Source organism: Marinomonas pollencensis (genome assembly GCF_003387375.1).
Classification (GTDB): Bacteria; Pseudomonadota; Gammaproteobacteria; order Pseudomonadales; family Marinomonadaceae; genus Marinomonas; species Marinomonas pollencensis.
Genome location: NZ_QUNG01000003.1, coordinates 99475 through 112936, shown reverse-complemented (window position 1 = coordinate 112936; position 13462 = coordinate 99475). Strand labels below are relative to the sequence as shown.

Annotated in this window: 14 protein-coding genes and 2 tRNA genes; 12 read left to right on the top strand and 4 right to left on the bottom strand. The window is 44.9% G+C overall.

All coding sequences use genetic code 11. The features are described from left to right. Nucleotides 1–100: 100 nt before the first annotated feature. Both DFP81_RS05695 and DFP81_RS05690 read right to left on the bottom strand, forming a co-directional pair. Nucleotides 101–1312: an aromatic amino acid transaminase gene (locus DFP81_RS05695; RefSeq protein ID WP_115896805.1), complete on the bottom strand. Its 1212-nt coding sequence runs from the start codon at nt 1310–1312 to the stop codon at nt 101–103. After that, nucleotides 1312–2253, bottom strand: a complete 942-nt coding sequence (locus DFP81_RS05690) for a DMT family transporter (protein WP_115896804.1) — start codon at nt 2251–2253, stop codon at nt 1312–1314. Before DFP81_RS05690 ends, DFP81_RS05695 begins: the two co-directional genes overlap by 1 nt. Nucleotides 2254–2402: 149 nt before the next feature. Between DFP81_RS05690 and DFP81_RS05685 the strand changes: the two genes are divergently transcribed. From DFP81_RS05685 to erpA, 3 genes are all read left to right on the top strand, one after another. Then, complete coding sequence (locus DFP81_RS05685; protein WP_115897010.1) at nt 2403–2858, top strand: Lrp/AsnC family transcriptional regulator; 456 nt, start codon at nt 2403–2405, stop codon at nt 2856–2858. Between the two features lie 175 nt (nt 2859–3033). Next, nucleotides 3034–4617 carry a peptide chain release factor 3 gene (locus DFP81_RS05680; RefSeq protein ID WP_115896803.1) on the top strand — a complete coding sequence of 528 codons (1584 nt, stop codon included), beginning with the start codon at nt 3034–3036 and terminating at the stop codon, nt 4615–4617. Nucleotides 4618–4689: 72 nt separating this feature from the next. Continuing rightward, complete coding sequence (gene erpA, locus DFP81_RS05675; RefSeq protein WP_115896802.1) at nt 4690–5037, top strand: iron-sulfur cluster insertion protein ErpA; 348 nt, start codon at nt 4690–4692, stop codon at nt 5035–5037. A gap of 72 nt (nt 5038–5109) precedes the next feature. On the opposite strand, the gene DFP81_RS05670 is transcribed toward erpA, so the two are convergent. Both DFP81_RS05670 and DFP81_RS05665 read right to left on the bottom strand, forming a co-directional pair. Next, the gene (locus DFP81_RS05670; RefSeq protein WP_115896801.1) at nt 5110–5955 is read right to left on the bottom strand and encodes a hypothetical protein; all 846 of its coding nucleotides are present in this window, start codon (nt 5953–5955) and stop codon (nt 5110–5112) included. A gap of 104 nt (nt 5956–6059) precedes the next feature. Beyond that, nucleotides 6060–6362 carry a YhbY family RNA-binding protein gene (locus tag DFP81_RS05665; protein ID WP_115896800.1) on the bottom strand — a complete coding sequence of 101 codons (303 nt, stop codon included), beginning with the start codon at nt 6360–6362 and terminating at the stop codon, nt 6060–6062. A gap of 99 nt (nt 6363–6461) precedes the next feature. Between DFP81_RS05665 and rlmE the strand changes: the two genes are divergently transcribed. From rlmE to rimP, 9 genes are all read left to right on the top strand, one after another. Beyond that, nucleotides 6462–7082: a 23S rRNA (uridine(2552)-2'-O)-methyltransferase RlmE gene (gene rlmE / locus DFP81_RS05660; RefSeq protein ID WP_115896799.1), complete on the top strand. Its 621-nt coding sequence runs from the start codon at nt 6462–6464 to the stop codon at nt 7080–7082. Nucleotides 7083–7150: 68 nt separating this feature from the next. Then, nucleotides 7151–9142, top strand: coding sequence for an ATP-dependent zinc metalloprotease FtsH (gene ftsH, locus DFP81_RS05655; protein ID WP_245959103.1), 1992 nt, complete (start codon nt 7151–7153; stop codon nt 9140–9142). A 31-nt stretch (nt 9143–9173) separates the two neighbouring features. Continuing rightward, the gene (gene folP / locus DFP81_RS05650; RefSeq protein WP_115896798.1) at nt 9174–10007 is read left to right on the top strand and encodes a dihydropteroate synthase; all 834 of its coding nucleotides are present in this window, start codon (nt 9174–9176) and stop codon (nt 10005–10007) included. Then, nucleotides 10007–11341: a phosphoglucosamine mutase gene (gene glmM / locus DFP81_RS05645; protein WP_115896797.1), complete on the top strand. Its 1335-nt coding sequence runs from the start codon at nt 10007–10009 to the stop codon at nt 11339–11341. The genes folP and glmM overlap by 1 nt, the downstream gene beginning before the upstream one ends. Before the next feature lie 104 nt (nt 11342–11445). Next, nucleotides 11446–12198: a triose-phosphate isomerase gene (tpiA, locus tag DFP81_RS05640; protein WP_115896796.1), complete on the top strand. Its 753-nt coding sequence runs from the start codon at nt 11446–11448 to the stop codon at nt 12196–12198. Between the two features lie 4 nt (nt 12199–12202). Next, a complete protein-coding gene (gene secG, locus DFP81_RS05635; protein WP_115896795.1) occupies nt 12203–12568 on the top strand; it encodes a preprotein translocase subunit SecG in 366 nt (121 codons plus the stop codon). Between the two features lie 21 nt (nt 12569–12589). Next, a tRNA-Leu gene (locus tag DFP81_RS05630) sits at nt 12590–12675 on the top strand. A 45-nt stretch (nt 12676–12720) separates the two neighbouring features. Further along, nucleotides 12721–12797 (top strand) — tRNA-Met (locus tag DFP81_RS05625). Nucleotides 12798–12996: 199 nt separating this feature from the next. Next, a complete protein-coding gene (gene rimP, locus DFP81_RS05620; protein ID WP_115896794.1) occupies nt 12997–13458 on the top strand; it encodes a ribosome maturation factor RimP in 462 nt (153 codons plus the stop codon). Nucleotides 13459–13462 lie beyond the last annotated feature (4 nt).

Here is a 13462-nt window from a genome sequence, read left to right as displayed (position 1 = left end):
GCTATTTTTGTGATTAAAAAGGAGCCGAAAGGCTCCTTTTTTGTGCTTTACGTTTGACCTAATGTCGTTCTGGTCGCGTAATTGAGTGCCAAAAAGGCGATTAGGCCGTCAGTTGGTCCGCGTTGTTATGATTATCCCATTGGCTGATGTCGATCAAGGCATTGGCCAAGGTGCGAATTTGGTGGGTTTGCAGTCCGGCGATGTTTATTCGGCCATTAGAGGTGCCGTAGATAGCGTGCTTCTCTTGCAGTTGTTGCATCTGAGTTGCGCTAAATGGCAATAAAGAAAACATGCCTTTTTGCTTGGCGAGAGCGCACAGTTCCGCGCTGGCGCCTAACGCTTTTAGGGTGCTTCCTAGTTGCTGGCGAATGGTTAAGATTCGTAGGCGACACTGGGTTAGCTCTGCGCTCCATTGTTCTGGGTGGCTGAAAACAAATGCCGCGACGGCGGCTCCATGATCGGGTGGCATTGAGTAATTAACGCGCGCAATGTGCTCTAATAACACTCTTACACTCGTTTGTTGTGCGGTGTCCTTTGTGACAATGGTTGCCGCACCTATGCGTTCACAATACAGCCCCATATTTTTGGAGCAGCTGGACGCAATCAAGACGAGATCCAGTTGGCTAACAAGCCACCTTAAACCCGCCGCATCCGTGTCAGGACCGTCACCAAAGCCTTGGTAAGCCATATCGATAAGCGGGATCACGCCGGTGTTCTTACAGAAGGTTGCAAACGCTTGCCACTGAGCAAAAGTAGGGTCAATGCCAGAAGGGTTATGACAGCAACCATGCAGCAACAGAATGTCGCCGCGGCGAGCGTCTGATAAATCAGATAAGCAGGATTCGATGTCCAACACTCCCTCTTTTTGCTGCCATCTAAAGTGGTTTACCCTAAGTCCTGCCGCCTCCATGATAGGTTGATGGTTGATGTAACCTGGATCAGTATTCCAGACGGTGGCGTTGGGGGAGAGACGATGAATAAAGTCACCTAAGACACGCAATGCCCCTGTGCCTCCGACCGTTTGTATGGTGCAGTGGCTAGCGGCGGATGCCTTGTCTGGCGACAATAAAAACTGCCCCATATGATGATTAAACTGAGCATTACCAGACAGCTGTTTGTAAGCTTTGGATTGTGCATTATTGGCAAGCCAATGTTCTGCTTTTTGAACAATATCAAACACCGGAGTTTGGCCTGATTCATCTCGATAAACGCCGATGACCAAATCGATTTTATGGTCTCGCTTATCTTCTTTGAATAGGCGAATTAATTCCCATAATGGGTCTGTTTCTAATGGCGGAAGTGTGGATAGCATTAGTGGTTTTCCTTGTGGGTAGCCGGTTTTGTTCTTGTTGATAAAAGAACGCCAATAGTGGTGAGAGAAATGCCAACGATAATGGGTATAGAAAGTGATTCGCCAAAAATAGGGAAAGCCAGTAATGCGGTGAGCACCGGGGAGAGAGACCCCATAACGGCTGCGCGCGCGGCGCCCAGTTGGCGGATTGCATAGGTGTATCCCGTGGTGGCTAATACGCCAACACCTACCCCTTGAACCATAATAAAGACGAATGAATTTTGCAGAGTGATTTGTTCTAAGTGGCTGTCAATAAAGCCGAAAATTATCATACTGATGGTCATGACCAGGGAAATAGACGACAAAATAAGTGCTACGGCTATAGGGTCTAACGTCGCGCGCTTTAAACCAATGGTATAGACAGCCCATACTAGGCTGGCAGCAATCAAAAACAATAAACCATCTTTCATGGTATTGGATAAGATCTGATTATCGCCAAAAGTCATCACCATGATGCCGATTAGAATAAGAGAAAGCGCAGCGCCTTGTGTTTTGCTAAGGGTTTGGCGATAGACGAGATACAAAAGTGTAGGCACAAAAAAAGGTTGAGTGCCGACTAAAAAATTCCCCACATAAGCCGTCGGTACTTTACTTGCGCCATAAGCGGCCAAAAAGAAGAAGGGCAAGCCGCCCAATAAAATCAGCATAATATCCGACCATCTTGCGTTCTTGATCTGTTGAAAACGAGAAGGAAGAAAAGGCAGCAGCAAGATAAAAGGCACCGCAAAGCGAATAAGAGCCACATCGGCAGTGGACAAAGGCGAACTGTGAATTGATCGCATTGTCAGCGCAAAGCCAGACCAGATTAACAGCACCAGTGTCATCGCAATATAGCCCATTAGAAGAGGAGGGAAGGTGCCTTTCGAGCGGCTAATTTGAGGGCTTAATTCAATCTGTTTCATGGCTAAAATGCTCGGTTTAGAGTGACTTGTTATGACTGCTATTATCTCCTGTGATGAGCGCTTTTATCTGGCAAATTGATCTCTAATTTTGTTAATCTTGGCGGAAAGAATCGTCTTAAAATTAAATACTGATGGAAATCGGCGCCACTATGGATCGAATTGATAAAGAAATACTAAAGATTATTCAAAGCGATGGGCGACTCTCTACGGCAGAATTGTCAGAGAAGGTTGGTTTATCACCCTCACCTTGTGCAAGACGTCTAAAGCGTCTAGAGGAGGAAGGTTACATTGAGTCCTATCAAGCTCGATTGAATAAAACGAAAATCGGCATTGGTATGAGCTTCTTTGTGGATGTGCGTTTGAATAACCATCAAGCATCGTCAGTAGAAGATTTTGAGCGAGATATCTCGAACATCGAAGAAGCTATCAATGTACATATTGTGTCAGGTGCCTACGATTATTTGGTCGAGGTGGTGAGTAAGGACTTGGCGGGTTTTGAGGCGTTTACAAGAAAGCTGCATCGCTTATCAAGTGTGAAGGATTTCCATACTCACCTTGCTGTACGGCAAGTGAAAGGCAGTGCTGCCTTGCCCATTTATCTGTAAACCTAGAGGGATCAATAGTAATAAGCATTAGAAACAGGTGGGTAAGGCACAACTTCCGTATTTTTAAATGAGCGAAAAGAAAAGGGTTTTGATAGAATCCCGCCCAACAGTAAAAAATTGCATAAAACACGTTTTGTAGCCAATAAAAACGTGCATAAAAGAGAATCCCATAAAAATGAGTCAAGAATTTATAAATCAAGTCGATGAGCGCCGTACTTTCGCTATCATCTCTCACCCTGATGCGGGTAAGACCACAATTACAGAGAAGTTGTTGTTGCTTGGGCAGCTTATTCAAACAGCAGGGTCAGTAAAAGGCCGTAAGGGAGATAAACACGCGACTTCTGACTGGATGGCGATGGAGCAGCAACGTGGTATCTCGATTACTTCATCTGTGATGCAGTTTCCTTATAAAGGCCGTACTGTTAACTTGCTCGATACACCTGGGCACGAAGACTTCTCGGAAGATACTTACCGTACATTGACCGCTGTTGACTCAGTGTTAATGATTATTGATGGGGCAAAAGGGGTCGAGGATCGTACCATTAAGCTAATGGATGTATGTCGTTTGCGAGATACGCCTATTTTGACCTTTATCAACAAGATGGACCGCGATATTCGTGATCCTATTGATCTGTTAGATGAAGTAGAAGAAGTATTAAAAATTGCCGCTGCGCCCATTACTTGGCCGATTGGTATGAGTGACTTCTTTAAAGGGGTTTATAACCTTTACACCGACACGATTCATGTTTTTGTTCGTGGTCGTGGTCATACCTTGATGGACGATGTTCGCATTGAAGGTTTGCAATCTGATGAAGCTAAGGCTTTGTTAGGCGATGATTGGGAAGCTTATGTAGAAGAGATTGAATTGGTACGTGGTGCAAGTCATGAGTTTGATCAAGAAGCGTATTTAAATGGTGAGCTAACACCGGTGTTTTTTGGTACGGCACTGTCTAACTTCGGTGTACGCGAAATGCTTGATGGTTTTGTTGAGTGGTCTCCAGCGCCTATTGGCCGTGAAACCCATACTCGAAAAGTAGAAGCGACAGAAGAAAAATTCTCAGGTTTTATTTTTAAAATTCAAGCCAATATGGACCCAAAACACCGTGACCGTATTGCCTTTATGCGAGTGTGCTCTGGAACCTACCGTCGTGGTATGAAGATGCGACACTGCCGTTTAGGTAAGGACATTAAAATTACCGACGCCGTGTCTTTTACCGCTGGGGATCGTGAAGGGGTGGAAGAAGCCTTTTCTGGTGACATCATAGGTCTGCATAACCACGGAACCATTCAGATTGGTGACACTTTCACTGAAGGTGAAGATCTTAAATTTACTGGTATTCCACACTTTGCACCTGAACTATTTCGTCGTGTTCGCTTAAAAGACCCGATGAAGATGAAGGCGTTGCAAAAGGGCTTACAGCAACTTTCTGAAGAAGGTTCGACTCAGCTATTTATGCCGCAGCGCAATAATGAGCTTATTGTTGGTGCCGTAGGCCAACTTCAATACGAAGTAGTCGCTTATCGTCTGAAAGATGAATATAAGGTTGAGTGTATTTATGAAGCGGTTAACGTCAACAGTGCCCGGTGGGTAGACTGTGAAGACCCTAAGCGCTTCGAAGAGTTTAAACGAAAATGTGCAGATAACTTGGCAATCGATGGTGGTGGACATTTGACGTATTTGGCGCCAACCCGTGTCAACCTGATGATGGCAGAAGAAAAATGGCCTGAAGTCTCATTCCGCTCAACGCGAGAGCATTGATCAATACTTGACTATTTTACTAGGTTAAGAGGATAATTTGGGTATTCTTAAATTAGGTTTAGTGGTATCAAAATGAGTGTTGTGGAATCGGCAAATCCCATCGAGTTTACGTCGGCGGCGGCAGCTAAGTTGCAAACTCTGATTGAGGAAGAAGAAAACGATCGCTTAATGTTGCGAGTTTATGTGACAGGAGGCGGTTGTTCGGGGTTTCAGTATGGTTTTACATTTGATGAAGAGCATCAAGAAGACGATACTGAGGTTCAGCGAGATGGTGTAACCTTAGTTGTAGATCCGCTTAGTTTTCAATATCTAGTAGGCTCAGAAGTGGATTATCAAGAAAACTTAGAGGGTTCTCGTTTTACTGTGAAGAACCCCAACGCAACGTCAACCTGTGGTTGTGGTGCAAGTTTCAGTATCTAAATGCTTTGTTCGTAAAAAGGCCCTTCATTGAAGGGCCTTTTTTTGTGCCGTTAGTTTCGATCGTTAGCCAAGTTACGCTTTAGTATAAAGGTAATGAGGCTTTTGTCCGCTTTCATATTTTGTCTGAGCTTGGCTGTTTAATGGAGGATAATGGCCTATGTACAGCAACCCCATCTTTTTGTCGCCAAGCACAATTGGACGCAGGCTAGATCCTTGTGTTCGCCAGAGCCTTAAGCCGTAAATGTCAGGTGTCTTGATGTCTTCTTCTGAAGGTGGCGGGGTTAACAAAGGGTATAAAGGCGCGAGTTGATCTTGTTCACCGTCCAAGTCCAGTAAAATATGATAATAGGTAATTTGTTGAGCAATAAACTCCGGTGTGTAAGGGGTCTTTAATAGCGGCAGTGTATTTTCTTTTGGCAGCATAGAGAAAAAATAAGGGATTTCTGGCGAGCCTTGGTGTGCTGACACAAGAACCATCATTTCAACAGGAGGGCCGTAAGCTGGCTTTACAGGGATGCGGAAGCGCAGCTGTTTTTTGGCGGGTTGTTTTCTGATTTCTGGTTCCTGATAGCTGTTAGATGTTGTTGGCGCATCAGTTTGTGCTTTATTGGGTGGAGCTTGTAAAAATAGACGCCATTCTTTGTCGTCTATATTGAGTTCTTCTGGAGAAAGAATGGAAAGCTCAGTATTTAAAATGTGGTTGAGTATGTGCTCGATTAGATTGGCAAAAATACTAGATGAAGCTGTTAAAGGGGTTTTTTGTTCGCTGTCTAAGTGAATTTCTTTCACCTCGTTCGCGGTCGTGCTTAAGTCCACAGAGTCTTTCTGTGTAATAAAAGGACGATTTTTAAGTCTGCCTGTTGCTTGAGGTCTATTCGGCTGAGTTCCGACCCTATTTAAAGCTTCTATAAATAGCATTGGATGAATCCTTTATGAGATGCATAAGGATATCGGCCTGAGATCTAGAAAGTTTAGTGAAATAGCCTATTTTTTATACAGAAAAGGCTATTTCACTGACGCAGTTAGCGAAGTAGGTTGGAAAGCTTTGGGTTAGGTTCTAGTGCTGCTCGGTAAAAAAGTGCAACCTTACCAATCGTTTGTACCACTTCACACTTCATTATTTTGCTAATTTCTGCAATTAATGCGGTTCTTACGTCACGGTCCATTACGCTGATGCGTACTTTAATTAGCTCGTGATCTTCTAGTGCTCGGTCGATTTCTGTTAATACTGATTCGGTCAAGCCGTTACCTGCGATCATAACGACCGGGTTAAGGGCGTGACCAATTAAGCGATATTGCTTTTTTTGTGCGTTTGTCAGACTCATAATAAAAATTTCTCATCTTAGTTAACCCTCTTTATTGGAGGCTTTAGAGGTTAAGCGATATTATAGCGGAATATAGACTGATTTAGGTATGATGAAACCGTGGCAAGATCAAAAAGTAGTAATAGTTGGATGAAGGAACATTTTGACGATCCATATGTCAAAAAATCCCAACAAGATGGTTATCGCTCTAGAGCCAGTTATAAGCTGATAGAGATAAACGAAAAAGACAAATTGTTTCGTCCATCGATGCGGGTGGTTGATTTGGGTGCCGCGCCGGGAGGCTGGTCTCAAATTGCGGCAAAATTGGTCGGGGATAAGGGCACAATCATTGCGTCTGATATCTTAGAAATGGCACCTTTGCCAGGTGTTACCTTTGTGCAGGGGGATTTTACTGAGCAAAGTGTGTACGAAGCTATATTGGCTGAAATGGGGGATGAAAAGGCAGATCTTGTAATTTCAGATATGGCCCCCAATATGAGTGGTAATAGTGCGTCTGATCAGCCGCAAGCAATGTATCTTGTTGAGCTAGCGTTGGACATGGCGGCGCAAGTCTTGCGTCCTGGCGGGAACTTCTTGGTGAAAGTGTTCCAAGGAGAAGGTTTTGATGAATACCTCAAAGCTATGCGTGCGCAGTTTGCGAACGTGGTAACACGAAAACCGGATGCATCGCGTGCTCGTAGCCGCGAAGTTTATTTATTAGGAAGACAATACAAAGGTTAATTAAGCGTGTTCTGGTACTATACTGGAAACATTAAAAATAACCGTTTAGAGGTGAGCTCTTGAACGATATGCTGAAAAATATACTGTTGTGGTTAGTTATTGCTGCTGTGCTGCTGACCGTATTCAACAATTTTAATACGACATCTGATACAAATCGAATTTCTTATTCTGAATTCGTCCAAGAGGTTCATGATGGCCGCATTGCGAAAGTCGTAGTTGATGGTTATACCATTAGCGGTACGCGAACTAGCGGTGACACTTTTGATACTGTGCGTCCTGCGGCAGCGGACCCTAAAATCATGGATGACCTATTAAGCAATAAAGTGGTTGTCGAAGGTAAAATGCCTGAGCGTCAAAGTATCTGGACGCAACTTTTGGTCGCGAGTTTCCCGATTCTGCTTATTTTGGCCATTTTCATGTTCTTTATGCGCCAGATGCAAGGTGGTGGCGGTGGTAAAGGCGGACCAATGTCCTTTGGTAAATCCAAAGCGCGTTTGTTACCTGAAGACCAAATTAAAACCACATTTGCTGATGTTGCCGGTTGTGATGAGGCGAAAGAAGACACAGAAGAGTTGGTCGATTTCCTGAGAGAGCCAAGTAAGTTTCAACGTCTAGGTGGCAAAATTCCACGTGGTATTTTGATGTGCGGACCTCCAGGTACCGGTAAAACCTTGCTGGCTAAAGCCATCGCTGGTGAAGCCAAAGTGCCTTTCTTTACGATCTCTGGTTCTGATTTTGTGGAAATGTTTGTTGGTGTCGGTGCGTCTCGAGTGCGTGACATGTTTGAACAAGCGAAAAAACACGCCCCTTGCATCATCTTTATTGATGAGATCGATGCGGTAGGTCGTAACCGTGGTTCCGGTATGGGCGGCGGTAATGATGAGCGGGAGCAAACATTGAACCAATTGTTGGTTGAAATGGACGGCTTTGAAGGTAATGAAGGTATTATCGTTATCGCTGCGACTAACCGTCCAGACGTGTTAGACCCTGCGTTATTGCGTCCTGGTCGTTTTGACCGTCAAGTACAAGTTGGTTTGCCTGACATTCGTGGTCGTGAGCAGATTCTTAAAGTGCATTTGCGTAAAGTACCTTGTGACGACGATGTAGAGCCAAAAAATATTGCCCGTGGTACGCCTGGTTTTTCTGGTGCGGATTTGGCTAACTTGGTTAACGAAGCGGCCTTGTTTGCTGCGCGTTCTAACCGTCGTTTGGTAAATATGGAACAGCTTGAGCTAGCTAAGGATAAAATCCTGATGGGCGCAGAGCGTAAAACCATGGTAATGAGCGAGAAAGAGAAGCTGAATACGGCTTACCATGAAGCGGGTCATACGATTATTGGTTACTTAGTACCTGAGCATGATCCGGTTTATAAGGTGTCTATTATTCCTCGTGGTCGCGCCTTGGGTGTGACTATGTATTTGCCTGAAGAAGATAAATATAGTGTCAGCAAAATTGGCTTAGAAAGTCAGGTTTGTAGCTTGTATGGTGGACGTATAGCGGAAGAGATTATCCATGGTTTTGATGGTGTATCGACAGGCGCTTCCAATGATATTGAGCGTGCCACGAGTATTGCGCGAAACATGGTGACAAAATGGGGCTTGTCTGAAAAGCTAGGGCCATTCGCCTACGAAGAAGATGATAACAGCGGCAGCTACATTTCTGGTCCAACGGGCAGTAAGGCAAATTACTTCTCACCAGAGACAGGGAAAGTAATTGATGCTGAAGTGCAAGATATTATCAATCGTTGTTATGAGAAAGCGTCGCAGATCCTGCATGATAACCGCAGTAAGTTGGATGTGATGGCTGAGGCATTGATGCAATACGAAACAATTGATGCGAAGCAAATCAAAGAAATAATGGATGGCAAAAAGCCTTCTGCGCCTGAAGGTTGGTCTGATCCTAGTGGTAATGCACCAACAGGTGATGCAGCGCCAGAAGCTGATGAATCTCAAGCGTCCGATCAAGGGGTGGAGAAAGCGCCAGTAGAAGGACAAGATGATTTTGACTCTTCTGCAAATACTGCGAGCTCTACCAATTCAAAAATATCGGGTGAGTCTTAACTCACTCGGTACTCTTTTCTATGGATAGTGAATGTCTTTTATGACCTTTGGAGACAAGTCGCTCGACTTGTCTCGTCCTCATGTGATGGGGATATTGAATGTCACTCCAGACTCGTTTTCTGATGGCGGGTCTTATTCTTCCCTCGATGATGCTTTAACTCAAACCGAAAAGATGATTCTGGATGGTGCGAGCTTTATTGATGTGGGGGGAGAGTCTACGCGCCCAGGGGCAAAGCCGGTCACGATTGAAGAAGAAATGAATCGAGTTTTGCCTGTTGTTGAGGCGATTAAGGCTCGTTTTGATACGATTGTTTCTGTGGACACAAGTACGCCATCAGTCATGACAGAAAGTGCCCGCTTGGGTGCGGGTTTGTTGAATGATGTGCGAGCATTAGAGCGCGAGGGCGCTTTGCAAGCGGCGGCCCAAACGGGATTGCCAGTGTGCCTTATGCATATGCGAGGCAGCCCAAGCACTATGCAAGATGATGTTTCTTATGACTCTGTAATGGAAGAAGTGACCGCTTATTTGATGGCGCGCGTTGCGGCTTGTGAAGCGGCTGGCATTGACCGCAGTCAATTAATTTTAGATCCGGGTATTGGATTTGGAAAGTCGCTTCCGCATAACCTTACCTTGCTGAATCATACGGCAGAGTTTAAGCGTAAAGGGTTTCCTTTATTGATAGGTTTGTCGCGTAAGACCATGATAGGCGATGTGCTGGGTGTGCCAGTTGATGAGCGCCTATATGGTACTATGGGGGCGAATGCTGCGACCTATTCCCAAGGTGCTCGATTGTTTAGGGTTCATGATGTTAAGCCCCATGTCGACATGTTAGAGCTAATGTATCGTATTGAGAGAGAAGTGTAATGCGTAAGTATTTTGGAACAGACGGAATTCGAGGTAAGGTCGGCACGACGCCAATTACGCCAGAGTTTATGCTAAAGCTTGGCTGGGCTGCTGGTCAGGTATTTAAGGAAAAAGATAAGAAGATATTAATCGGCAAAGATACGCGTATCTCTGGTTATATGTTTGAGTCTGCTTTGGAGTCTGGGATTGTGGCTGCTGGTGCTGATGTGCGCCTTGTCGGGCCTATGCCAACCCCAGCAATTGCATACCTAACACGAACCTTTCGTGCTAGCGCTGGTATCGTTATTAGTGCTTCTCATAACCCTTATACAGATAATGGTATTAAGTTTTTCTCCGCAGAAGGCGGGAAGGTTTCAGACGAAATAGAAGAGCGTATTGAATACTATTTGGATCAGCCAATGGAAGTGGTTGAGTCCAGCTTGATAGGGCGCGCTAAACGTATCGAGGATGCCGCTGGCCGCTATATTGAATACTGTAAAGGAACCTTTCCGATCGGTCTTCAGTTGAGCGGTTTAAAGATCGTAGTCGATTGTGCTGATGGTGCAACTTACCATGTAGCTCCGCGAGTGTTTTCTGAGCTTGGTGCGGATGTGATTGCGATTGGTATTAAGCCAGATGGCTTGAATATCAATGAGGTGAGCGGGGCGACAAAACCTGAGCTTTTGCGAGAAACAGTGTTGGCTGAAAAGGCGGATATTGGGATTGCGCTGGATGGCGATGGCGATCGATTGATCTTGGTTGATCATAATGGTGTGGTTCGTGACGGTGATGATGTCCTGTATGTTATTGCCAATCATTTGATGCAGACTGGCCGCTTTAGTGGTGGCGTAGTTGGTACCTTAATGAGTAATTTTGGTCTGGAGTTGGCGTTTTCAGAAAGCGGTATTGGTTTTAGTCGGGCTGCTGTAGGTGATCGTTATGTTAACGAAAAGCTGGTTCAGCACGGTTGGGTATTGGGTGGTGAGCCATCGGGTCATATTGTATGTCGCTCGATCACGACAACCGGAGATGGCATTATCGCGGCGCTTCAAGTGCTTAGGGCGATGATAGAAGAAGAAAAAACGCTAGAAGAACTGCTGAAAGGTTTGGTTAAGTTTCCGCAAAAGCTGAAAAATATCCGTGTCGAAAAGCGCTTTGTTCCGACTGAAGTTCCTTCTTTGCAAAAAGCGATCGCGGCCGCCAATGAGCGCTTAAACGGGTTGGGGCGTGTGCTACTGCGCGCTTCTGGAACTGAGCCCTTGATCCGCGTCATGGTGGAAGGGCGCGATGATGAAACCGTTGATGAGTTGATTGATTATCTAGTCGATGAAGTGAATGCGGTGGTAGCGGGTTAATTTGCGGTGATCAACTAAGGTGTTTTTGCTTTTGGCAAAAATAAATGCTTGAAACAATGCGCTCCATTCCATAGAATGGGCGCCTCGAATTTAAGGGTTAGAGTATGATTCGTCAAAAAATAGTTGCAGGTAACTGGAAAATGAATGGCTCTGTGGAGTCTATTACAGCACTTGTTACTGATTTACTTAAAGCGGACTCCTCTAACTCTGAAGTGGTTGTTTCACCTTCGTTTCCTTACTTGCATTTAGTGTCTACTTTGTGTGCTCAGAATGATCAAATCAAGCTGGCGGCACAAAATGTAAGTGATAAAGCAAGCGGTGCTTTCACCGGTGAAGTGTCAGCCTCAATGTTAGAAGATTTTGCTGTGAAGTATGTCTTAGTTGGGCATTCTGAGCGTCGCTCTCTATATGGAGAGACGGATGATGTTGTGGCACTTAAGGTGCAATCGCTTATAAATAAAGACTTTATTCCGATGCTTTGTATAGGCGAGACATTGGAAGAGCGCGAAGCAGGGCAAACCTTAGCTGTCTGCGAAAGACAGATTAAAGCGGTGCTAGATCTGCTGGGCGTAGAAGCATTTAATCGTATCGTTATTGCCTACGAACCTGTTTGGGCAATTGGTACAGGACTATCGGCAACAGCGGAACAGGCGCAAGCAGTTCATTCTGGGATTAGAGCATTTCTTGCTAGTTTCTCAGAGAGTGTCGCTCAGCGTGTTCAGATTCTATATGGCGGTAGTGTGAAAGCATCGTCGAGTCGCGATTTATTTGCGATGCCTGATATAGATGGTGCCTTGGTAGGTGGTGCATCGCTTGATGCAAAAGAATTTTTAGAAATAGTAAAAGCGGCAGGATAATTTAATGGAAGCTCTTGTGTTAGTTCTGCATGTATTGGCGGCGATTCTTATTATCGCTCTAGTATTGCTACAGCAAGGTAAGGGTGCAGACGCTGGAGCCTCTTTTGGTGGTGGCGCTTCTCAAACCGTATTTGGTAGTCAAGGTAACAGTAGCTTCTTTGGTCGTATGACGGCTGTGTTTGCTCTAGTGTTTTTCTTGACGAGCTTTGGTTTGGCATATTTTGCCAGCGAAAAAGCAAATGGCATTTCTGGTGCGCATGATTTGGCACCGATCGCGTCTCAAGTTGATGACAGTGTTGAAATGCCTAAGTTAGGTGATGAAAAGAAATCCTCAGATACTGCGTCTGATTTACCAACAACTACTGAGTAAATTAGAGGCGAGTGTGGTTATGCCGATGTGGTGGAATTGGTAGACACGCCACCTTGAGGGGGTGGTGGCCTTAGGCTGTGCCGGTTCGAGTCCGGCCATCGGTACCAATATTGAGTTGATGTTATCTTTACTGTATAATGTCGTTAGTTTGTCGCGGAGTGGAGCAGTCTGGTAGCTCGTCGGGCTCATAACCCGAAGGTCGTTGGTTCGAATCCGGCCTCCGCAACCAATTTTTACTCAGTGTTGAGTTTTGGCATGACAAGCCATTTTCGAATGGCTGCTCTCTTAATAATGTTATTAAGGCGAGCTATATGGACCCCTATATGGGGTTTTTTGTTATCTGCACTGTGACTGGTTATGAATGGAAATGGGCCTCGAGCCCGTTTTTTGTTTCTGCGTTTAGAAAATTACCGTTTCGGAGAAGGCGATTGTCAGCGAAATATACGATTTTAGAAGAGCTAATCCGACCTGTCGTAGAAGGTTTGGGGGTTCAATTTTGGGGCATGGAGTATTTATCTCAGGGTAAAGACTCAGTGCTTCGTATATTTATTGAAACCGAAGCTGAAAAAGGGATAGATGTCGAAGATTGTGCTCAAGTCAGCCGACAAGTTAGCTCTATTCTTGATGTTGAGGATCCTATTACAGGGGAATACAACTTAGAGGTGTCTTCTCCAGGTTTGGATCGTCCGTTGTTTGATCTGGTTCAGTACCAAGCTTATGTAGGGTCTGTTGTTTCTCTGCGTTTACGAGTGCCGTTTGATGGGCGTCGTAAATTTAAAGGGCAGTTAATGGGTATCGAAAATGAAGATGTCGTTATCCGTGTAGACCAAGAAGAATACCTGTTGCCAATCGATTTAATCGAAAAGGCAAATGTTGTTCCACAATTTTAAAAAT